Consider the following 17,820-nt stretch of genomic DNA (forward strand, 5'->3'; position numbering starts at 1 on the left):
TCAGGGGAAGGCAAAGAAAATGGCACTCAAGCATTATAATCCGACCAGCCCCGCGCAGCGCGGCCTGATCCTCGTCGACAAGTCGTCGCTGTGGAAGGGCAAGCCCGTCAAGGCGCTGACCGAAGGCAAGCGCAAGACCGGTGGCCGCAACAACAAGGGCCACGTCACCTCGCGCGGCATCGCCGGCGGCCACAAGCAGAAGTACCGCTTCATCGATTTCAAGCGTCGCAAGTGGGACATGCCGGCAACCGTCGAGCGGCTCGAATACGACCCGAACCGCACCGCCTTCATCGCGCTGGTCAAGTATCAGGACGGCACGCTCGCCTATATCCTGGCGCCGCAGCGCTTGGCCGTCGGCGACACCATCGTCGCGGGCAAGAAGACCGACGTGAAGCCGGGCAATGCGATGGAACTGTCGCAGATGCCGGTCGGCACGATCGTCCACAACATCGAGATGAAGCCGGGCAAGGGCGGCCAGATCGCCCGCTCGGCCGGCACCTATGCGCAGGTCGTCGGCCGCGATCGCGGTCTCGTCATCGTGCGTCTCGGCTCGGGTGAGCAGCGCTACATCCGCGGCGAGTGCATGGGCACCGTCGGCGCGGTGTCGAACCCCGACAACGGCAACCAGAACCTCGCCAAGGCAGGTCGCGGCCGCTGGCTCGGCAAGCGCCCGCTGACCCGCGGCGTCGCCAAGAACCCGGTCGACCACCCGCACGGCGGCGGCGAAGGCCGCACCTCGGGCGGCCGCCACCCGGTCACCCCGTGGGGCAAGCCGACCAAGGGCGCCCGCACCCGCCACAACAAGTCGACCGACAAGATGATCATCCGGTCGCGTCACGCGAAGAAGAAGAGGTAAGCCATGGCACGCTCGGTCTGGAAGGGTCCGTTCGTCGACCTTCATCTCCTCAAGAAAGCCGAAGCGGCCCAGGACGGCGGCAGCTCTGCCCCGATCAAGACCTGGTCGCGTCGCTCCACCATCCTGCCGCAGTTCGTCGGGCTGACCTTCAACGTCTACAACGGCCGCAAGTTCGTGCCGGTGTCGGTCAATGAAGACATGGTCGGCATGAAGCTGGGTGAATTTGCGCCGACGCGCTTCTTCCCCGGCCACGCGGCCGACAAGAAGGGCAAACGCTAATGGGCAAGGAAAAGTCCCCCCGCCGCGTTGCGGACAATGAGGCGCTGTCGGTCGGCACGCAAATTCGCGGTTCGGCGCAGAAGCTGAACCTCGTCGCCGCGCTGATCCGCGGCCGCCGCGTCGAAGATGCGATGAACATCCTCGCTTTCTCGAAGCGGGCGATGGCGGTCGACGTGCGCAAGGTTCTCGCCAGCGCCGTTGCCAATGCCGAGAACAACCACAACCTCGACGTCGACGCGCTCGTCGTCAAGGAAGCGAGCGTCGGCAAGGCGTTCACGATGAAGCGCTGGCATGCGCGCGGCCGCGGCAAGTCGACCCGGATCGAAAAGCCGTTCAGCCGCATCCGCATCGTCGTCCGCGAACAGGAAGAAGAGGCGTAAGATGGGCCAGAAGAGCAATCCGATCGGCCTGCGCCTGCAGGTCAACCGCACCTGGGACAGCCGCTGGTTCGCCGAAGGGCAGGACTATGGCCGCATGCTGGTCGAGGATCTGAAGATCCGCAAGTTCATCTTCAAGTCGCTGCCGCAGGCCGCGATCTCGAAGGTGGTGATCGAGCGTCCCGCGAAGCTGTGCCGCGTGTCGATCTATGCCGCCCGTCCGGGCGTCATCATCGGCAAGAAGGGCGCCGACATCGAGAAGCTGCGCAAGAAGCTGGGCGAGATGACGGGCAGCGACGTGTCGCTGAACATCGTCGAGATCCGCAAGCCCGAGGTCGACGCCAAGCTCGTCGCACAGGGCATCGCCGACCAACTCGAACGCCGTGTCGCCTTCCGCCGCGCGATGAAGCGCGCGGTGCAGTCGGCGATGCGCCTCGGTGCCGAGGGCATCCGCATCAACTGCGCCGGCCGTCTGGGCGGCGCCGAGATCGCGCGCACCGAATGGTATCGCGAGGGCCGCGTGCCGCTGCACACGCTGCGCGCCAACGTCGACTATGCCGAGGCCGAAGCCCACACCGCCTATGGCGTGTGCGGGATCAAGGTCTGGATCTTCAAGGGCGAGATTCTCGGCCACGACCCGATGGCGACCGACCGGCTGATGCTCGACGCGCAGACGTCGGGCGTTCGCCCGGCGCGCGATGAACGCCGCTAAGGACTGCTGACATGCTGCAACCGAAGAAAACCAAGTTCCGCAAGGCCTTCAAGGGCCGCATCCACGGCCTCGCCAAGGGCGGCACGACGCTGAACTTCGGCTCCTATGGCCTGAAGGCGATGGAGCCGGAGCGCATCACCGCCCGCCAGATCGAAGCGGCGCGCCGCGCGATCAGCCGTGCGATCAAGCGCCAGGGCCGCCTGTGGATCCGCGTCTTCCCCGACCTTCCCGTGTCGTCGAAGCCCGCCGAAGTCCGCATGGGCAAGGGCAAGGGCGCGCCCGAATATTGGGCCGCGCGCGTGAAGCCGGGCCGCATCCTGTTCGAACTCGACGGCGTCCCCGGCCCGGTGGCCGCGCTGGCGTTCGAGCGCGCGGCGATGAAGCTGCCGATCAAGACCAAGGTCGTCGCCCGCCTCGGCGACACCTCGCACCTGGAGGGCTGAGGGCCATGGCCAAGAGTGAAGACGTGACCAAGAAGACCGACGACCAGCTCTCCGAAGAGCTGGGCGAGCTGAAGCGCGAGGCGTTCAACCTGCGTTTCCAGGCCGCCACCGGCCAGCTCGAAAAGGCCTCGCGGGTCAAGGACGTGCGGCGCACCATCGCCCGCATCAAGACCGAGCAGACCGCGCGCGTCCGCGCGGCTGCCGCGAAGTAAGGAGACTGTCATGCCGAAGCGCATTCTGACCGGCACGGTGGTGTCCGACAAGGGCGACAAGACCGTCGTGGTGAAGGTGGAGCGGAAGGTCAAGCACCCGCTCTACGGCAAGATCATCCGCCGCTCGAAGAAGTATCACGCCCACGATGAGGACAACAGCTTCAAGGCTGGCGAGACCGTCCGCATCGAGGAAACGAAGCCGATTTCGAAGCTGAAGACCTGGAAGGTGCTCGACAAGGTCGAGACCCCCACCAAGGCGAAGGCGGCCCCCGCTCCGGCCCCCGCGGCCGAAGTCGAGGCGTAAGAGTTTCACGGAACCGCCGGGACGGCCCGGTAGGCCAAGGAAGAAGGAAATGCATCGATGATCCAGATGCAGTCACAATTGGAAGTCGCCGACAACAGCGGCGCGAAGCGCGTCCAGTGCATCAAGGTGCTGGGCGGGTCGAAGCGTCGCACCGCCGGCGTCGGCGACGTGATCGTCGTGTCGATCAAGGAAGCGCAGCCGCGCGGCAAGGTGAAGAAGGGTGACGTGCATCGCGCCGTCATCGTCCGCACCGCCAAGGACGTGCGCCGCGCCGACGGATCGGTGATCCGTTTCGACAGCAACGCCGCCGTGCTCGTCAACAAGAACGAGGAGCCGATCGGCACCCGTATCTTCGGCCCCGTCGTCCGCGAACTGCGCGGCCGCGGCTATATGAAGATCATCAGCCTGGCGCCGGAGGTGCTTTGACCATGTCGATGGCCAAGATCAAGAAGGGCGACACGGTCGTCGTCCTGTCCGGCAAGGACAAGGGCAAGACCGGTGAAGTGACGCAGAGCCTGCCGAAGGACGGCAAGGTCGTCGTCGCGGGCGTCAACGTCATCACCCGCCACCGCAAGCCGAGCCAGGCGAACCCGCAGGGCGGCCTCGAACGCAAGGAAGCGCCGCTGCACGTCAGCAAGGTCGCGATCGCCGACCCCAAGTCGGGCAAGCCGACGCGCGTCCGCTTCGAAACCAAGGACGGCAAGAAGGTCCGCGTGGCCGTGAAGTCCGGGGAGACCATCAATGGCTGACAAATACACCCCGCGCATGAAGTCGCTCTATGACGACAACATCGTCAAGGCGATGATCGACAAGTTCGGTTACAAGAATGCGATGGAAGTGCCGAAGATCGAGAAGATCACGCTCAACATGGGCGTGGGCGACGCGGTCCAGGACAAGAAGAAGGTCGATACCGCCGCTTCGGAAATGGAGCTGATCGCGGGGCAGAAGCCCGTGATCACCAAGGCGAAGAAGTCGATCGCCGGCTTCAAGCTGCGCGAAGGCATGCCGATCGGCTGCAAGGTGACGCTGCGCCGCGAGCGGATGTACGAATTCCTCGACCGGCTGATCACCATCGCGATGCCGCGCATCCGCGACTTTCGCGGCGTGTCGGCGAAGAGCTTCGACGGCCGTGGCAATTATGCCATGGGCCTGAAAGAGCAGATCATCTTCCCCGAGATCAACTATGACCGCATCGATTCGGTGCGCGGCATGGACGTGATCGTGACCACCACCGCCCGCACGGACGACGAAGCCCGCGAACTGCTCCGGCTGTTCGGCTTCCCCTTCCCGATCGAGGCCAAGGAAAAGGAAGCCGCCTGATCCCGCGGGATCAGGCCGTGCTCTCTCAATAAGGAAAGAGAACTTAAGTCATGGCGAAACTGAGTTCGGTGAACAAGAACGAGCGTCGCAAGCGTCTGGTGAAGAAATATGCCGGTCGCTACGCGAAGCTGAAGGCCATCGCGGCCGACACCTCGCTCGACGATGGCGAGCGCCTGATCGCGCGCCTGAAGATGGCGGAGATTCCGCGCAACGGCAACCCGACCCGCATCCGCAACCGGTGCGAGCTGACCGGCCGTCCGCGCGCCTATTATCGCAAATTCCGGCTGTGCCGCGTTCAGCTGCGCGATCTGGCCAACAAGGGCCTGATCCCCGGCGTTGTGAAGTCGAGCTGGTAAGGAACACGCAAGATGGCAATGACCGATCCTTTGGGTGATATGCTCACCCGCATCCGCAACGGCCAGCAGGCGAAGAAGGACAGCGTCCTGACTCCCGCCTCGACGCTGCGTGTCCGCGTTCTCGACGTGCTGAAGCGCGAAGGCTATATCCGTGGCTACAGCGAGGAAGCGCTGGGCGCGAAGGGCCAGCACAAGGGCCTGCGCATCGAGCTGAAATATTTCGAGGGCCAGCCCGCGATCCGCCATGTGGCGCGCGTTTCCAAGCCCGGCCGCCGCGTCTATTCGGGCTCGAAAGAGCTGCCGATCGTGCGCAACGGCCTGGGCATCACCATCGTGTCGACCCCGCGCGGCGTCCTGTCGGATGCCGAGGCGCGCGAGCATAATGTCGGCGGCGAAGTGCTGGCGGAGGTGTTCTGATGTCTCGCATCGGTAAAAGGGCAGTCGAGATTCCCAGCGGCGTCACCGCCGCGATCGATGGCGGCACGCTGTCGGTCAAGGGCCCCAAGGGCACGCTGGCGATGCCGCTGTCCGACATCATCAAATATGAGGTCGGCGAAGGCAGCATTTCGGTACAGCCGGCGAACGACAGCCGCGAAGCGCGGGCCTTCTGGGGCATGCAGCGCACGCTGGTCCAGAATCTGGTCACGGGCGTGACCGAGGGCTTCACCAAGGTCCTCGAGATCACCGGCGTCGGCTATCGCGCCAACGCGCAGGGCAAGAACCTGAAGCTGAACCTCGGCTACAGCCACGATGTCGACTATGCGGTGCCCGAGGGCATCGAGATCAAGACGCCGGACAACACGACGATCGAGATCAGCGGCATCGACAAGCAGAAGGTCGGCCAGGTCGCGGCGGAGATCCGCCGCTGGCGCAAGCCCGAACCCTACAAGGGCAAGGGCATCAAGTATCGCGGCGAGTACATCTTCCGCAAAGAAGGCAAGAAGAAGTAAGCCATGGCACATCTCACCCCTTTCCAAAAACGTCGCCAGCGCGTCCGCACCGCGCTCCGTCTGCGCGCCGCCGGGCGTCCCCGCCTGTCGGTGCACCGTTCGGGCCGCCATATCTATGCGCAGCTCATCGATGACGCCGCCGGCAAGACGCTGGCCGCGGCCTCGACGCTCGACAAGGATCTGCGCGGCAAGACCGGCGCGACCGCGGAGGCCGCTGCCGAGGTGGGCAAGCGCCTTGCCGACGCCGCCAAGAAGGCGGGCGTGACGCAGGTCGTGTTCGACCGTGGCGGCTTCCTGTTCCACGGGCGCATCAAGGCGCTGGCCGACGCGGCGCGCGAAGGCGGATTGGAGTTCTAAGCATGGCTGACGAAGTACAGAACGTCGAAGGCGCGGTCGAAACGACCGAAAACACCGGCGCTCCCCGCCGTGGCCGTGGCGGCCGCGACGGCGGTCGCGGGGGTCGTGACGGTGGCCGTGGCCGCCGCGACGATCGCCGTCCGCGCGACGAGGACGGCGGCGAGGAGCTGATCGAGAAGCTCGTCCACATCAACCGCGTGTCGAAGACGGTGAAGGGCGGCAAGCGCTTTGGTTTCGCCGCGCTCGTCGTCGTCGGCGACGGCAAGGGCCGCGCCGGTTTCGGCCATGGCAAGGCGCGCGAAGTGCCCGAGGCGATTTCGAAGGCGACTGCCGCCGCGAAGAAGGCGATGATCCGCGTTCCGCTGCGCGACGGCCGCACGCTGCACCATGACGGCCGCGGCCATTTCGGCGCGGGCAAGGTCACGGTGCGCTCGGCCCCCGCGGGGACCGGCATCATCGCCGGCGGCCCGATGCGCGCCGTGTTCGAATCGCTGGGCGTCGCCGACGTGGTGACCAAGTCGGTCGGCACCTCGAACCCCTATAACATGATCCGCGCGACCTTCGAGGCGCTGGGCGAACAGACCAGCCCCAAGTCGGTGGCGCAGCGTCGCGGCAAGAAGGTTTCGGACCTGATCAAGCGGGGCGGCGCGGCCGACCGCGTGGCCGAGGCCGAAGCCGCGGCGGTGACGGAGTAAGACGATGGCCGACAAGACGATCAAGATCCGCCAGATCGGCTCGCCGATCCGCCGGCCCAAGGACCAGCGCAAGATCCTGACCGGCCTCGGGCTGGGCAAGATGAACCGCGAGGTCGAGCTGGTCGACACCCCGGAAGTGCGCGGCATGATCCGCAAGCTTCCGCACATGGTGGAAATCATCGAGGGCTGACGCACCGATGAAGCTCTATCGCCTGTTGACCGGACCCGACGACAGCGCCTTCTGCGCGCGCGTCGAGGGGCTGCTCAACCGGGGATGGCAGCTTCACGGCAGCCCGTCGATCACCCAGGTCGATGGCCGCGGCTACGTCGCCCAGGCCATCGTGATGGAGAAGGCCGGGCCCTATCCCGGCTTTCAGCCGTCGAGTGAAATCGAACCGGACTAGCCCCCGAGGGGACGGTCCATAGCGCGAACACAGCGAAAGCGAGTGCAATGACTATCAAGCTCAACGATCTTCGTGACAACAATGGCGCCCGCAAGGGCCGGATGCGGGTCGGACGCGGCATCGGCTCGGGCAAGGGCAAGACCGGCGGCCGCGGCCAGAAGGGCCAGAAGAGCCGCAGCGGCGTTTCGATCAACGGCTTCGAGGGCGGCCAGATGCCGCTCCACATGCGGATTCCGAAGCGCGGGTTCAACAACATCTTCGCGAAGGACTTCGCGATCGTGAACCTGGGGCAGGTCCAGAAGCTGGTCGATGCGAAGAAGCTCGACCCGAAGAAGACCGTCGACCACGCCGCGCTGAAGGCCGCGGGCGTCGCGCGCGGCGGCAAGGACGGCGTCCGCCTCCTCGCCAAGGGCGAACTGACCGCCAAGCTGAGCTTCGCGGTCGCCGGCGCGTCGAAGGGCGCGGTCGCCGCGGTCGAGAAGGCCGGCGGCAAGGTCGAACTGCCCGCCGCCGCCGCCGAGGAAGCGAAGGCGGAGTAAGGAATTGCGAGGGGGCGGTTCGGATCCGGACCGCCCCCTCGCCATTTAGAGACGATAGATTCGCGTTCGTGTCGAGCGAAGTCGAGACACCCATCAATGCGAACGGATAGATGGGGCGCTGTGAAGATCGCACCCCCAAATGGGCCTTTCCCCTTGCGCTTCGGCCTGAGCGAACGCACATAGGCGCCCGGGTCGCGGGGGGCGCGGTCCGCCACTGAGGAAAGATAGCATGGCCTCTCGCGCCGACCAGTTTGCTGCCAATCTGAACTTCTCGAAGTTCGGTCAGGCGACGGAGCTCAAGAACCGCATCTGGTTCACGATCGGTGCGCTGGTCGTCTTTCGCTTCCTGTCCTATGTTCCGCTGCCGGGCGTCGACCCGGTCGCGCTGTCGCAGCTGTACAGCCAGGCGGCGTCGGGCGGCGTGCTCGACCTGTTCAACACCTTCTCGGGCGGCAGCCTCGAGCGCATGAGCATCATCGCGCTCGGCGTCATGCCCTATATCACCGCCTCGATCGTCGTGCAGCTTGCCGCGGCGCTGTCGCCGACGCTTGCCGCGCTCAAGAAAGAGGGCGAGAGCGGGCGCACCAAGCTCAACCAGTATACGCGCTACGGTACGGTCGGGCTGACCGCGATTCAGGGCTATTTCGTCGCGGTGGGGCTCGAGACGCTGGGCGCCAGCCAGGGCGTCGGCGCCGTGGTCGATCCCGGCATGCTGTTCCGCATCGGCGCCGTCATCAGCATCGTCGGCGGCACGCTGTTCCTGATGTGGCTGGGCGAGCAGATCACCAGCCGCGGCATCGGCAACGGCGTCTCGCTGATCATCATGGCGGGCATTCTGGCCCAGCTGCCGCGCAGCTTCAGTCAGATGTTCACCCAGGTCCGCGAAGGTTCGATGGGCGGCGGCACCGTCCTGCTCGTCTTCGTCGGCGGCGCGGCGATCATCGCCTTCATCAGCTTCATGGAACTCGCGCAGCGCCGCGTCCTCGTCCAGTATCCGAAGCGCGCGACCCAGCGCGGGGTGATGCAGGCCGATCGCAGCCACCTGCCGCTCAAGGTCAACACCGCGGGCGTGATCCCGCCGATCTTCGCCTCGTCGCTGCTGCTGATGCCGCTGACCATCACCCAGATGCTCGGCAACCGCGTGTCGGGCGAATCGGTGTGGGGCGATTTCCTGATCACGCTCAACCAGTATCTGGCGGTCGGGCAGCCGCTCTACATGGGCCTCTATGGCGCGAGCATCATCTTCTTCTGCTTCTTCTATGTCGCGGTCGTCTTCAACCCCGAGGAAACCGCCGACAATCTGAAGCGGCAGAACGGCTTCATCCCCGGCATCCGCCCGGGCAAGAACACCGCCGCCTATCTCGATTTCGTGCTGACGCGCATCACGGTGATCGGCGCGACCTATCTGGCGCTGATCTGCCTCATTCCCGAATATTTCATCGCCAACGCCGGCCTGCCCGTCCACCTCGGCGGCACCAGCCTGCTGATCGTCGTCAACGTGACCATCGACACGATCACCCAGATGCAGAGCCACATGCTGGCGCATCAATATGGCGACCTGATCAAGAAGGCCAAACTGAAAGGCGGCATTGCACGCCGCTGAGGCGTCGGTTACGGCCACCGCGACGGATCAGGGAACAAAGAGGGGCTTTCATGACGCGCAACATCATCTTGCTCGGCCCGCCGGGAGCGGGGAAGGGGACGCAGGCCTCGCGGCTCGAGCAGGAGCATGGCATGATCCAGCTCTCGACCGGCGACATGCTGCGCGCCGCGGTCAAGGCGGGCACGCCGACCGGCCAGCAGGCGAAGGCGGTGATGGACGCGGGCGGGCTGGTGTCGGACGAAATCGTTTCGGGCCTGATCGGCGAGCGGCTCGACGAACTGGGCGGCGACACGTCGGTCATCTTCGACGGCTATCCGCGCACCGCGGCGCAGGCGACCGCGCTCGACGAAATCCTGGCGGCGCGCGGCCGCAAGCTCGACCATGTCATCGAACTGGTTGTCGACGAGGATGCGCTCGTCGACCGCATCACCGGGCGTTTCTCCTGCGCGCAGTGCGGCGAAGGGTATCACGACCGCCACAAGCAGCCGAAGGTCGCGGAAACCTGCGACGTCTGCGGCAGCCACGAGTTCAAGCGGCGTCCCGACGACAATGAGGAGACGGTGCGCACGCGCATGGCCGAATATCGCGCCAAGACCGCGCCGATCCTGCCGATCTACGAAGCGCGCGGCATCGTCAGCAAGGTCGACGGCATGGCGCCGATCGAAACGGTGAACGGCGCGATCGAGGCGATCCTCGGCGGCTAGACTCTGATGACTTTGGATTGACCCGCTTCGTCTTTGCGACCCCGGACCTGATCCGGGGGAAGCAATCCAGAGCGGTTACCGCACGCTCTGGATTGCCGCGCGGCTCCGCCGCTCGCAATGACGAGTCCATTCGATGTCATCACGGTCCAGAACCGGCCCATCCGGTCCTGCGGCTCGTCCGGCGTTCGGACCTGAAAGCCGTTAGCGCCCGACGATCAGCGTCCCCGTCATGCCCGGATGATAGATGCAATAGAAGCGGACGGCGCCGGGCCGCCTGAGCGTGGTCCTGCCGCTCTTTCCCGCCGGCAGATCGACGTTGAAGCTGCCGTTGCGCGCGGTGGCGGTGTGCCGGAACAGGTCCTTGTTGATCCACAGGATCGTGTCGCCGACCCGAACCCCCGGCGGTACGGGACCGAATTTCATCTTATCGATCACGACCTGGTGCACGCGGGGCGCGGGCGCCGCGCCGCCGAGCAGCGGCACGGCGGCGAGCGCGAGGGTGCAGAGGAGCGCGCGCCTCACCGGAGGCTCGCGGCCAGATGCTCGGCGTGCTTCTGATGCTCCCCGAACAGCGTCAGCCCGGTTTCGAGCAGCGATTTCAGCTCGCCATTGCTGGCGGACGGAATCAGCAGGTCGCGCAGCGCGCCGTTGACCGTCGCATGATAGGCGACTTCATTCGCGACATAGGCGCGGTCGAAGGCGGCGCCGTCGAGCTTCGCTAGCTCGTCGTGCTTCTGCGCCGCCTGCGCGGTCAGCGCGGCGCTCGTCGCATTGGCCTCCGGCGTCACGCCGAGCCGCCCGACCAGCGCCAGCGCCTGTTCGTTCACCGCGCCATGGTCGCGCACCATCTCTTCGGCGAACGCCCGCACCGCCGGATTCTTCGATTTGACGAGCGCCTGCTTGCCGGCGTCGATGTCGATCTGCCCCGCCGTGTAGGCGATGTGGGCGATCTGCGCGTCGCCGGGCTTCGCCGCGTCGTGCGACCAGGCCGTGCCGCCGACGGCGAGCGCCGCCGCGGCGCCGATCCGCAGGAATGTCTTGAGCATCGTGCTTCTCCTTGTCCGAATGCGGCCATTGGATGGCGCCGCCGCAAGAAGGTTCCCGGGAACCTGTCGCGCGGCGCGGCATCCAATGGGCGTCACGAGGCTGGAGGCGCGAATGGAGATGTACGATCCGGATCCCGAACCGGTCGCGATGGCGGCGGGCGAATCCCCGTGCGGGGCGGCGGCGCCGTCGCAGGCCGCGGTCGAGGCGGCGGTCCGCACCCTGATCGCCGCGGCGGGCGACGATCCCGCGCGCGAGGGGCTGGCCGACACGCCGGCGCGGGTGGCGCGTGCCTATCGCGAATGGTTCGCCGGCTATCGGGTCGATCCGCATCGCCTGCTGGACCGCAGCTTCGGCGATGCGGCGGGCTATGACGAAACCGTCCTGCTGCGCTCGATTCCGCTCGTTTCGACGTGCGAGCATCATCTGGCGCCGATCGTCGGGGTCGCGCACGTCGCCTATCGCCCGCGAGGCCGGGTGGTCGGCATCTCCAAGCTGTCGCGGCTCGTCGACGCCTATGCGCGGCGGCTGCAGTTGCAGGAACGGCTGACGCGGCAGATCGCCGCGGCGCTCGACGAGGCCTTGCAACCGCGCGGGGTTGCGGTGATCATAGAGGCCACGCACGGCTGCATGACGACGCGCGGGGTTCGGCAGCACGGCGTGTCGCTGGTCACCAAATGCTGGCTTGGCGAGTTCGGCGCCGACGCCGCGCTTCGCCGCGAACTGCTCGCGTCGTTGCCGTGTCGGGGCAATGGTGGGAGGATGGACGGATGACGGTGCAGACCCGGACCGATCCCGGCACCCTGTCCGACGTCGAACTGGCGGCGCGGATCGCCGCGCGCGACCGCGATGCGGTGCGGATCGTCACCGAACGCAACAACCAGCGGCTGTTCCGCGTCGCCTGGAGCGTGCTCAAGGAACGCGCCGAGGCCGAGGACGTCGTGCAGAGCACCTATATGCGCGGCTTCGCGGCGATCGACAGCTTCGCGGGCCGCTCATCGCTGTCGACCTGGCTGACGCGGATCGCGATCAACGAGGCGCTGGGCCGCGCCCGGGCGCGCGAGCGCCGGCGAAAGCGGCTCGATGCGACATCGGTCGTCGACCTCAACGATTATCGGGATCATCTGATGCGCGGATCGATGCAGGGCAGCAAGCCGGACGCCGAACTGGCGCAGGGCCAGATACGCGAGATGCTGGAGGCGGCGATCGCGCAGCTTCCGTCCGAATTTCGCACCACCTTCGTCCTGCGCGAGATCGAAGGCGTGTCGGTGGAGGATGCGGCGGCGCTGCTCGGCATCTCGCCGGCGACGGTCAAGACGCGCTGCCTGCGGGCGCGGCGGCGGCTCCAGCAATTGCTGTCGCCCGAGCTTCGCCTCGCGCTCAGCGGCAGCTTCCCCTTCGCCGGCGCCGACTGCCATGCGCTGACCGCGCGCGTCGTGGCGCAATGGTGCGGTTGAAACGGGCGCCGCTTCGACTCGGGTGATTTCCTCCGCGCGGAAAAGCCATTATGTCCGCACGGTATCGCCGCCGATCGGGCGCGGCGCCGGGCTGGGGGAATGGGACATGAAGCGCAGAAGCTGTTTCGCCGGGGCGCTGTTCGCCGCGGCGGTCGTTGCCGCGCCGGCGCAGGCCAAGGTGATCGACCAAGGCGATGCCGGCTTCACCGTCGCGCACACGGCGCAGGTCGCGGCGAGCCCCGACGATGTGTGGGCGATGCTTCGCATGCCCCAGAAATGGTGGTCGAAGGAGCATAGCTGGTCGGGCGATGCCGCCAATTTCTGGCTCGATTCGCAGGCCGGCGGCTGTTTCTGCGAAAAGCTGCCCGATACGGGGTCGGGGATGGGCAGCGTCCAGCATGCGCGCATCCTGTTCGCGAAGCCGAACCAGCTGCTGCGCCTGTCGGGCGCGCTGGGTCCGTTGCAGGGCGAGGCGCTGGCCGGCACGCTGACGATCCAGATCAAGGAGATGCCGACGGGCAGCGCGATCCGCTTCGACTATGTCGTCGGCGGCTATATGCGCTTCAAGATCGCCGACATCGCGCCCACGGTCGACGCGGTGATCGGCGAACAGCTCGCCGGGCTGGCGAACGCCCTCGGCGGCGCGCTGGCGGTCGAGCGCGGGAACGACAGGGACGACGAGACGAAGCCGGACGCCGAAGACAGGGAATCGGCGCGTGAGCCGGGGCTCGACGCCGCGGTCGCGGATCTCGTCAGGGAAGCGCCGAAGGATTAGGCCGAATGGCGGGTTCGATTTCCGCTGGATCGATTCGCGCAGAGGCGCTGAGATCGCAGAGAAGAAGGGGAGTTCAGGGGGCGTGGCCGACCGGCCCCTTGATCCGCCGGCTTAGCGGATGATGACATCGAATGGACTCGTCATTGCGAGCGGAGCGAAGCAATCCAGAGCGGTTTACACCGCTCTGGATTGCCGCGCGGCTTTGCCGCTCGCAATGACGAGTCCATTCGATGCACGCCGCTCTAGGCGTCCGGCTTGCTGCGCAGCCGGGCGAGTGCCGCGAAGGGGCCCGCCTGTTCCTCGCTCAGCACGCCCTTTTCGGCGAGGATGCGGTCGGCGTCGGGGTGGCGCGGGAAAGGGTCGAGCGCGAGCGACAGCGTCTGGACCGCCGCTTCGCCCAGATCGATCCGGTCGCCGTCGAGCGGCAATATGTCGCAATCCTCGCCGCTGATCTCGATCTCTTCATCGGCCGCGTCTCCGGTCTCCACCTCGCGCAGGAAGCGCAGGTCGAACGCTTCGCGCAGCGTCGCGGGCACCGGCAGGTCGGTCGCGGCGCACGACTGCACGACATCGGCCTCGACCGCGCCCGTCGCGGCGATGCCGCCGGCGACCGCGCGCACATCGGCCGTCAGCGCGAAGCGGTCGAGCGCGACCAGCCCGAGCCGCGTGGCGATGCGCGTGCGCGCCGCGGCGTCGGCCTCGATCGCGATGCAGCGCCCCTGTCCGGCCTCGGCCAGTGTCACGAGGTGCGAAAATTCGGTCGCGCTCATGCCCCGTCTCCGGCCGCGTCTCCGGGCAGCCGGTCGGCGGCGATCAGCGCGGCGACGGGCATCGCCGCCAACCCCGTGCGCAGCGCCGCCACCTGCGCCTCGACATGCGCGAGCGCGGCTTCGGCGGGTGCCTGTCCGCGCCACAGGTTGCGGACCAGCGCCGCGCGCAGTTCGGGCGAGCCGTCGGGCGCGGCATAGGCGCCCAGCCGTCCGCCGAGCGCCCCCATCATCCGCCCGACCTGTTTGCCGACGACCATGTCGCCGAAGCCGATCTGGCGCATCTGGCCGTCCATGTCGGCGACGAACAATTCGGTGAGCTGCACGCCGGCGATCGCCTGCTCCGGCTCTTCGTCGATCCGGTGGAGAACCAGCGCGAGCACGAGGCTGATCATGTCGAAACGCCCGTCGAGCGTGTCGGGAACGCCGCCCTCGACATACCAGTGCGGGGCGCGGGCCGTCGCGACGATCGCCTGCCACAGCGGGCGGCGCGCCTCGCGCGGGTCGGGGTCGGGCCGAAAGAGTTTGCGGAGCGAGATCATCCCGTCCGCTTAGGCGCAATCGGCGGCGCGGAAAAGGGGGCGGCTGTCGCCGGGCGCGCCGGGGCGGCGGCGCGACAAGCGGCTTGTGCGCCGCGCCTGCTTGCGGTTAAGAGGCGCGGGAGATGCGCAGCGGCCTGCGTCGGTCGCCGGGGCGGGCGGCCAGGGGCGAGGTCAGGACTGCGCGCGACGGAGATTGCTGATGTTCGAAGCCAAGCCTGTCCTTGCCGCCCCCCGCCTGCGCCTGCTGGCGGTGGGACTGATCGTCGCGCTGGCCGCCAGCGGCTGCACGCAGCTTCGCGGGCGGCAGGGCTATGTGGTCGACCCGGTGCTGACCGACGCGATCACCCCCGGGGTCGACAATCGCGAATCGGTCGAACGGACGCTGGGCCACCCGACCTTCGTCGGCCAGTTCAGCAACAACGAATATTATTATCTGTCGCGCGAGACGCGGGCGCTGGCCTTCGCCAATCCGCGTCCGGTCGCGCAGCAGGTGCTGCGGGTCCGCTTCGACCCCGCGGGCAATGTCGCCGCGGTCGATCGCACCGGGCTCGACCAGGTCAGCAAGATCAACCCCAATGGCGACAAGACGCCGACGCTGGGCCGCAGCCGCAGCTTCTTCGAGGACATCTTCGGCAATATCGGCGCCGTCGGAGCGCCGGGCATGGGCGGCGGAACGCCCGGCCAATAAGGCTCTCGCCCTCCCCGCCGCCGGTATGCGGGGGGAGGGTGGTCCTACCCCGCGATGCCGCCGGCGGCGAGCACGGCCAGCGTCACGAGATCGGATGCCGGCGACGCCATCGTCGCGACCTGCACCGGCTTTTCCATCCCGATCAGCATCGGGCCGATGACGGCGCTGCCGCCCAGTTCGCGCAGCAGCTTCGCCGACAGATTGCCCGATTGCAGCCCCGGCATGACCAGCACGTTCGCCGGGCCCGACAGGCGGCAGAAGGGGTAGTTCGCCATCACCTTCGCGTTGAGCGCGACGTCGGGCGCGATCTCGCCCTCATATTCGAATTCGGGCCGGCGCTCGTCGAGGATGTGCACCGCGTCGCGGATATTGTCGAGCCACGACCCCGGCGGATTGCCGAAGGTCGAATAGGAGAGGAAGGCGACGCGCGGTTCGTGCCCCATGCGCCGCGCGACCTGCGCGGTGCGTTCGGCGATGTCGGCGAGCATTTCCGCCGAGGGGCGTTCGTTGACCGTCGTGTCGGCCATGAAGATGGTGTGATGCTGGCCGACGAGGACATGGATGCCGAAGGCGGTCTTGCCCTCTGCCGGGTCGATCACGCGGCGCACTTCGCGCATCGTCTGCGAATAGGTGCGGGTGACGCCGGTGATCATCGCATCGCCAAGGCCGAGCTTGAGCAGCAGCGAGCCGAAGATGTTGCGGTCGCGGTTGACCATCCGTTCGATGTCGCGGCGCAGATAGCCGCGGCGCTGGAGCCGCTCGTAGAGCATCTCGACCATCTGCGGAACGTGCGGCGAGTTGACGCTGTTGTGGACCTCGAAGCTTTCGGGATCGGCGACGCCCATGTCGCGCAGCATGTCGTGCAGCCCTTCGCGCCCGACGAGCACCGGAATGCCGTAGCCGCCGTCGCGGAACTGGATCGCGGCGCGCAGCACCACCTCTTCCTCGCCCTCGGCGAAGACGACGCGCTTCGGATTCGCCCGCGCCGCTTCATAGGCGAGGGTGAGCACCGAGGTCGTCGGGTTGAGCCGGGCGCGCAGCCGGGTGCGATATTCGGCCATGTCGGCGATCGGCCGCTGCGCGACGCCGCTGTCGATCGCCGCCTTCGCGACCGCGGCGGGGACGATTTCCATCAGCCGCGGGTCGAAGGGCGAGGGGATGATATATTCGGGGCCGAAGCTGGCGGCGCGCCCGCCATAGGCCGCCGCGACCTCTTCGGGCACCTGCTGGCGCGCGAGGTCGGCGATGGCGTAGGCGGCGGCGATCTTCATCTCCTCGTTGATCGCGGTCGCGCGCACGTCGAGCGCGCCGCGGAAGATGAAGGGGAAGCAAAGGACGTTGTTGACCTGGTTCGGATAGTCCGAGCGTCCGGTCGCGATGATCGCGTCGGGCCGCGCGGCGCGCGCGTCGGGCGGCGAGATTTCGGGGTCCGGATTCGCCATCGCGAAGATGATCGGCGCCGGCGCCATGTCCTTCACCATCTCCGGCTTGAGCGCGCCGGCGGCCGAGAGGCCGAGGAAGACGTCGGCGCCCTTCAGCGCCTGCATCAGGTCGCGCGCCTCGGTCGGCACCGCGTGCGCCGACTTCCACTGGTCCATCCCTTCGGCGCGGCCCTGGTAGATCGTGCCCTTGCGGTCGCACATGATGACGTTTTCGTGGCGGACGCCCATCGCCTTGATCAGTTCGGTGCAGGCGATCGCCGCGGCGCCGGCGCCGTTGACGACCACCTTGATGTCCTTGAGGTCGCGCCCGGTCAGGTGGCAGGCGTTGATCAGGCCGGCGGCGGTGATGATCGCGGTGCCATGCTGGTCGTCATGGAACACCGGGATGTTCATCTTTTCCTTGAGCGCCGCCTCGATGATGAAGCAGTTGGGCGCGGCGATATCCTCGAGGTTGATGCCGCCGAAGCTCGGTTCGAGCAGTTCGACCGCGTCGATGAAGGCCTGCGGGTCCTCGGTATCGACCTCGAGGTCGATCGAATCGACGTCGGCGAAGCGCTTGAAGAGGACGGCCTTGCCCTCCATCACCGGCTTCGAGGCGAGCGCGCCCAGATTGCCGAGGCCGAGGATCGCGGTGCCGTTCGAGATGACGGCGACGAGGTTGCCCTTGGCGGTATAGTCGTAGGCGGTGGCGGGGTCGTCGGCGATGGCCTTGACCGGGACCGCGACGCCGGGGGAGTAGGCGAGGCTCAGGTCGCGCTGGGTCGCCATCGGTTTCGACGCGACGATCTCGATTTTGCCGGGTCGGCCGTGTTCGTGGTAGAGCAGGGCCTCTCGGTCCGAAAATTGCACCTTGCTGCCGCTGTCCATATTTTTCCCCTTGGGTTCGTTCAAGGCCCGCGCCGTTTCCCAATCCCCTAGCGTCACCGGCGGCGATTGTAACCGGGCTGAGCGAAAAAGATTCGCGGGACAGGGGTCATCCGTCCCACTCTTCCGC

The 17,820-nt window shown here is 67.2% G+C and carries 29 protein-coding genes; 24 read left to right on the forward strand and 5 right to left on the reverse strand.

Annotation, left to right across the window (positions count from 1 at the left end):
* The first annotated feature begins 19 nt into the window (after positions 1-19).
* The 20 genes from rplB to AC2S9W_RS04225 all read left to right on the forward strand — a co-directional run bounded on the left by rplB (position 20) and on the right by AC2S9W_RS04225 (position 10,111).
* Entirely contained in the window at positions 20-856 is an 837-nt protein-coding gene (gene rplB, locus AC2S9W_RS04130; protein WP_067180130.1) for a 50S ribosomal protein L2, read from the forward strand.
* A gap of 3 nt (positions 857-859) precedes the next feature.
* Positions 860-1,135: a 30S ribosomal protein S19 gene (rpsS, locus tag AC2S9W_RS04135; RefSeq protein ID WP_003042215.1), complete on the forward strand. Its 276-nt coding sequence runs from the start codon at positions 860-862 to the stop codon at positions 1,133-1,135.
* A complete protein-coding gene (rplV, locus tag AC2S9W_RS04140) occupies positions 1,135-1,515 on the forward strand; it encodes a 50S ribosomal protein L22 (RefSeq protein ID WP_067108769.1) in 381 nt (126 codons plus the stop codon). The genes rpsS and rplV overlap by 1 nt, the downstream gene beginning before the upstream one ends.
* A 1-nt stretch (position 1,516) precedes the next feature.
* Positions 1,517-2,224, forward strand: coding sequence for a 30S ribosomal protein S3 (gene rpsC / locus AC2S9W_RS04145; protein WP_067108768.1), 708 nt, complete (start codon positions 1,517-1,519; stop codon positions 2,222-2,224).
* Between the two features lie 11 nt (positions 2,225-2,235).
* Positions 2,236-2,667 (forward strand): 50S ribosomal protein L16, encoded by a 432-nt coding sequence (gene rplP / locus AC2S9W_RS04150; protein ID WP_067108766.1) that lies wholly within the window; start codon positions 2,236-2,238, stop codon positions 2,665-2,667.
* 5 nt (positions 2,668-2,672) lie between these two features.
* Positions 2,673-2,879 carry a 50S ribosomal protein L29 gene (gene rpmC, locus AC2S9W_RS04155; protein ID WP_067108764.1) on the forward strand — a complete coding sequence of 69 codons (207 nt, stop codon included), beginning with the start codon at positions 2,673-2,675 and terminating at the stop codon, positions 2,877-2,879.
* A gap of 10 nt (positions 2,880-2,889) precedes the next feature.
* Entirely contained in the window at positions 2,890-3,183 is a 294-nt protein-coding gene (rpsQ, locus tag AC2S9W_RS04160) for a 30S ribosomal protein S17 (protein WP_067108762.1), read from the forward strand.
* 57 nt (positions 3,184-3,240) lie between these two features.
* Positions 3,241-3,609 (forward strand): 50S ribosomal protein L14, encoded by a 369-nt coding sequence (rplN, locus tag AC2S9W_RS04165; RefSeq protein WP_011543078.1) that lies wholly within the window; start codon positions 3,241-3,243, stop codon positions 3,607-3,609.
* Positions 3,610-3,611: 2 nt separating this feature from the next.
* Positions 3,612-3,932, forward strand: coding sequence for a 50S ribosomal protein L24 (rplX, locus tag AC2S9W_RS04170; RefSeq protein WP_067108760.1), 321 nt, complete (start codon positions 3,612-3,614; stop codon positions 3,930-3,932).
* On the forward strand, positions 3,925-4,503 hold the full coding sequence (gene rplE, locus AC2S9W_RS04175) for a 50S ribosomal protein L5 (protein ID WP_067108758.1): 579 nt from the start codon (positions 3,925-3,927) through the stop codon (positions 4,501-4,503). The genes rplX and rplE overlap by 8 nt, the downstream gene beginning before the upstream one ends.
* Before the next feature lie 50 nt (positions 4,504-4,553).
* Entirely contained in the window at positions 4,554-4,859 is a 306-nt protein-coding gene (gene rpsN, locus AC2S9W_RS04180) for a 30S ribosomal protein S14 (protein WP_067108754.1), read from the forward strand.
* A 12-nt stretch (positions 4,860-4,871) separates the two neighbouring features.
* Complete coding sequence (gene rpsH / locus AC2S9W_RS04185) at positions 4,872-5,276, forward strand: 30S ribosomal protein S8 (RefSeq protein WP_067108750.1); 405 nt, start codon at positions 4,872-4,874, stop codon at positions 5,274-5,276.
* On the forward strand, positions 5,276-5,809 hold the full coding sequence (gene rplF / locus AC2S9W_RS04190) for a 50S ribosomal protein L6 (RefSeq protein WP_067108742.1): 534 nt from the start codon (positions 5,276-5,278) through the stop codon (positions 5,807-5,809). The genes rpsH and rplF overlap by 1 nt, the downstream gene beginning before the upstream one ends.
* 3 nt (positions 5,810-5,812) lie before the next feature.
* Positions 5,813-6,166 (forward strand): 50S ribosomal protein L18, encoded by a 354-nt coding sequence (rplR, locus tag AC2S9W_RS04195; RefSeq protein ID WP_067108739.1) that lies wholly within the window; start codon positions 5,813-5,815, stop codon positions 6,164-6,166.
* A 2-nt stretch (positions 6,167-6,168) separates the two neighbouring features.
* The gene (gene rpsE, locus AC2S9W_RS04200) at positions 6,169-6,861 is read left to right on the forward strand and encodes a 30S ribosomal protein S5 (RefSeq protein WP_076073401.1); all 693 of its coding nucleotides are present in this window, start codon (positions 6,169-6,171) and stop codon (positions 6,859-6,861) included.
* A gap of 4 nt (positions 6,862-6,865) precedes the next feature.
* Positions 6,866-7,051 carry a 50S ribosomal protein L30 gene (gene rpmD, locus AC2S9W_RS04205; protein ID WP_067108737.1) on the forward strand — a complete coding sequence of 62 codons (186 nt, stop codon included), beginning with the start codon at positions 6,866-6,868 and terminating at the stop codon, positions 7,049-7,051.
* A 7-nt stretch (positions 7,052-7,058) separates the two neighbouring features.
* On the forward strand, positions 7,059-7,265 hold the full coding sequence (locus tag AC2S9W_RS04210) for a DUF1737 domain-containing protein (RefSeq protein WP_067180143.1): 207 nt from the start codon (positions 7,059-7,061) through the stop codon (positions 7,263-7,265).
* Between the two features lie 53 nt (positions 7,266-7,318).
* On the forward strand, positions 7,319-7,804 hold the full coding sequence (gene rplO, locus AC2S9W_RS04215; RefSeq protein WP_067108837.1) for a 50S ribosomal protein L15: 486 nt from the start codon (positions 7,319-7,321) through the stop codon (positions 7,802-7,804).
* 229 nt (positions 7,805-8,033) lie between these two features.
* Positions 8,034-9,407: a preprotein translocase subunit SecY gene (gene secY / locus AC2S9W_RS04220; protein ID WP_067108732.1), complete on the forward strand. Its 1,374-nt coding sequence runs from the start codon at positions 8,034-8,036 to the stop codon at positions 9,405-9,407.
* A 50-nt stretch (positions 9,408-9,457) separates the two neighbouring features.
* Positions 9,458-10,111 (forward strand): adenylate kinase, encoded by a 654-nt coding sequence (locus AC2S9W_RS04225; RefSeq protein WP_067108722.1) that lies wholly within the window; start codon positions 9,458-9,460, stop codon positions 10,109-10,111.
* A gap of 201 nt (positions 10,112-10,312) precedes the next feature.
* Here AC2S9W_RS04225 and AC2S9W_RS04230 read toward each other — a convergent pair whose 3' ends face one another.
* Positions 10,313-10,633, reverse strand: a complete 321-nt coding sequence (locus AC2S9W_RS04230; RefSeq protein ID WP_076073404.1) for a cupredoxin domain-containing protein — start codon at positions 10,631-10,633, stop codon at positions 10,313-10,315.
* Positions 10,630-11,157 (reverse strand): DUF4142 domain-containing protein, encoded by a 528-nt coding sequence (locus tag AC2S9W_RS04235; RefSeq protein WP_067108715.1) that lies wholly within the window; start codon positions 11,155-11,157, stop codon positions 10,630-10,632. Before AC2S9W_RS04235 ends, AC2S9W_RS04230 begins: the two co-directional genes overlap by 4 nt.
* Before the next feature lie 112 nt (positions 11,158-11,269).
* On the opposite strand from AC2S9W_RS04235, the gene folE reads away from it, so the two are divergent.
* The 3 genes from folE to AC2S9W_RS04250 all read left to right on the forward strand — a co-directional run bounded on the left by folE (position 11,270) and on the right by AC2S9W_RS04250 (position 13,387).
* Positions 11,270-11,929, forward strand: a complete 660-nt coding sequence (gene folE / locus AC2S9W_RS04240; RefSeq protein WP_199775127.1) for a GTP cyclohydrolase I FolE — start codon at positions 11,270-11,272, stop codon at positions 11,927-11,929.
* Positions 11,926-12,612 (forward strand): RNA polymerase sigma factor, encoded by a 687-nt coding sequence (locus AC2S9W_RS04245; RefSeq protein WP_076073405.1) that lies wholly within the window; start codon positions 11,926-11,928, stop codon positions 12,610-12,612. Before folE ends, AC2S9W_RS04245 begins: the two co-directional genes overlap by 4 nt.
* A 106-nt stretch (positions 12,613-12,718) precedes the next feature.
* Positions 12,719-13,387 carry a hypothetical protein gene (locus AC2S9W_RS04250; RefSeq protein ID WP_076073406.1) on the forward strand — a complete coding sequence of 223 codons (669 nt, stop codon included), beginning with the start codon at positions 12,719-12,721 and terminating at the stop codon, positions 13,385-13,387.
* 242 nt (positions 13,388-13,629) lie between these two features.
* Here AC2S9W_RS04250 and AC2S9W_RS04255 read toward each other — a convergent pair whose 3' ends face one another.
* Together AC2S9W_RS04255 and AC2S9W_RS04260 are read right to left on the reverse strand one after the other, a co-directional pair.
* The gene (locus AC2S9W_RS04255; RefSeq protein ID WP_076073407.1) at positions 13,630-14,157 is read right to left on the reverse strand and encodes a YceD family protein; all 528 of its coding nucleotides are present in this window, start codon (positions 14,155-14,157) and stop codon (positions 13,630-13,632) included.
* Positions 14,154-14,696 carry a ubiquinol-cytochrome C chaperone family protein gene (locus AC2S9W_RS04260; protein ID WP_076073408.1) on the reverse strand — a complete coding sequence of 181 codons (543 nt, stop codon included), beginning with the start codon at positions 14,694-14,696 and terminating at the stop codon, positions 14,154-14,156. Before AC2S9W_RS04260 ends, AC2S9W_RS04255 begins: the two co-directional genes overlap by 4 nt.
* A gap of 199 nt (positions 14,697-14,895) precedes the next feature.
* Between AC2S9W_RS04260 and AC2S9W_RS04265 the strand changes: the two genes are divergently transcribed.
* On the forward strand, positions 14,896-15,384 hold the full coding sequence (locus AC2S9W_RS04265) for an outer membrane protein assembly factor BamE (RefSeq protein WP_067112146.1): 489 nt from the start codon (positions 14,896-14,898) through the stop codon (positions 15,382-15,384).
* 44 nt (positions 15,385-15,428) lie between these two features.
* On the opposite strand, the gene AC2S9W_RS04270 is transcribed toward AC2S9W_RS04265, so the two are convergent.
* The gene (locus AC2S9W_RS04270) at positions 15,429-17,693 is read right to left on the reverse strand and encodes an NADP-dependent malic enzyme (RefSeq protein ID WP_067112149.1); all 2,265 of its coding nucleotides are present in this window, start codon (positions 17,691-17,693) and stop codon (positions 15,429-15,431) included.
* Positions 17,694-17,820: the final 127 nt, after the last annotated feature.

This window comes from Sphingopyxis sp. 550B (genome assembly GCF_057401805.1).

Coding starts and splice junctions, on each gene's coding strand:
- rplB (WP_067180130.1), top strand. CDS start 20: ATGGCACTCAAGCATTATAATCCGACCAGCCCCGCGCAGCGCGGCCTG.
- rpsS (WP_003042215.1), top strand. CDS start 860: ATGGCACGCTCGGTCTGGAAGGGTCCGTTCGTCGACCTTCATCTCCTC.
- rplV (WP_067108769.1), top strand. CDS start 1,135: ATGGGCAAGGAAAAGTCCCCCCGCCGCGTTGCGGACAATGAGGCGCTG.
- rpsC (WP_067108768.1), top strand. CDS start 1,517: ATGGGCCAGAAGAGCAATCCGATCGGCCTGCGCCTGCAGGTCAACCGC.
- rplP (WP_067108766.1), top strand. CDS start 2,236: ATGCTGCAACCGAAGAAAACCAAGTTCCGCAAGGCCTTCAAGGGCCGC.
- rpmC (WP_067108764.1), top strand. CDS start 2,673: ATGGCCAAGAGTGAAGACGTGACCAAGAAGACCGACGACCAGCTCTCC.
- rpsQ (WP_067108762.1), top strand. CDS start 2,890: ATGCCGAAGCGCATTCTGACCGGCACGGTGGTGTCCGACAAGGGCGAC.
- rplN (WP_011543078.1), top strand. CDS start 3,241: ATGATCCAGATGCAGTCACAATTGGAAGTCGCCGACAACAGCGGCGCG.
- rplX (WP_067108760.1), top strand. CDS start 3,612: ATGTCGATGGCCAAGATCAAGAAGGGCGACACGGTCGTCGTCCTGTCC.
- rplE (WP_067108758.1), top strand. CDS start 3,925: ATGGCTGACAAATACACCCCGCGCATGAAGTCGCTCTATGACGACAAC.
- rpsN (WP_067108754.1), top strand. CDS start 4,554: ATGGCGAAACTGAGTTCGGTGAACAAGAACGAGCGTCGCAAGCGTCTG.
- rpsH (WP_067108750.1), top strand. CDS start 4,872: ATGGCAATGACCGATCCTTTGGGTGATATGCTCACCCGCATCCGCAAC.
- rplF (WP_067108742.1), top strand. CDS start 5,276: ATGTCTCGCATCGGTAAAAGGGCAGTCGAGATTCCCAGCGGCGTCACC.
- rplR (WP_067108739.1), top strand. CDS start 5,813: ATGGCACATCTCACCCCTTTCCAAAAACGTCGCCAGCGCGTCCGCACC.
- rpsE (WP_076073401.1), top strand. CDS start 6,169: ATGGCTGACGAAGTACAGAACGTCGAAGGCGCGGTCGAAACGACCGAA.
- rpmD (WP_067108737.1), top strand. CDS start 6,866: ATGGCCGACAAGACGATCAAGATCCGCCAGATCGGCTCGCCGATCCGC.
- AC2S9W_RS04210 (WP_067180143.1), top strand. CDS start 7,059: ATGAAGCTCTATCGCCTGTTGACCGGACCCGACGACAGCGCCTTCTGC.
- secY (WP_067108732.1), top strand. CDS start 8,034: ATGGCCTCTCGCGCCGACCAGTTTGCTGCCAATCTGAACTTCTCGAAG.
- AC2S9W_RS04225 (WP_067108722.1), top strand. CDS start 9,458: ATGACGCGCAACATCATCTTGCTCGGCCCGCCGGGAGCGGGGAAGGGG.
- AC2S9W_RS04235 (WP_067108715.1), bottom strand. CDS start 11,157: ATGCTCAAGACATTCCTGCGGATCGGCGCCGCGGCGGCGCTCGCCGTC.
- folE (WP_199775127.1), top strand. CDS start 11,270: ATGGAGATGTACGATCCGGATCCCGAACCGGTCGCGATGGCGGCGGGC.
- AC2S9W_RS04245 (WP_076073405.1), top strand. CDS start 11,926: ATGACGGTGCAGACCCGGACCGATCCCGGCACCCTGTCCGACGTCGAA.
- AC2S9W_RS04250 (WP_076073406.1), top strand. CDS start 12,719: ATGAAGCGCAGAAGCTGTTTCGCCGGGGCGCTGTTCGCCGCGGCGGTC.
- AC2S9W_RS04255 (WP_076073407.1), bottom strand. CDS start 14,157: ATGAGCGCGACCGAATTTTCGCACCTCGTGACACTGGCCGAGGCCGGA.
- AC2S9W_RS04260 (WP_076073408.1), bottom strand. CDS start 14,696: ATGATCTCGCTCCGCAAACTCTTTCGGCCCGACCCCGACCCGCGCGAG.
- AC2S9W_RS04265 (WP_067112146.1), top strand. CDS start 14,896: ATGTTCGAAGCCAAGCCTGTCCTTGCCGCCCCCCGCCTGCGCCTGCTG.
- AC2S9W_RS04270 (WP_067112149.1), bottom strand. CDS start 17,693: ATGGACAGCGGCAGCAAGGTGCAATTTTCGGACCGAGAGGCCCTGCTC.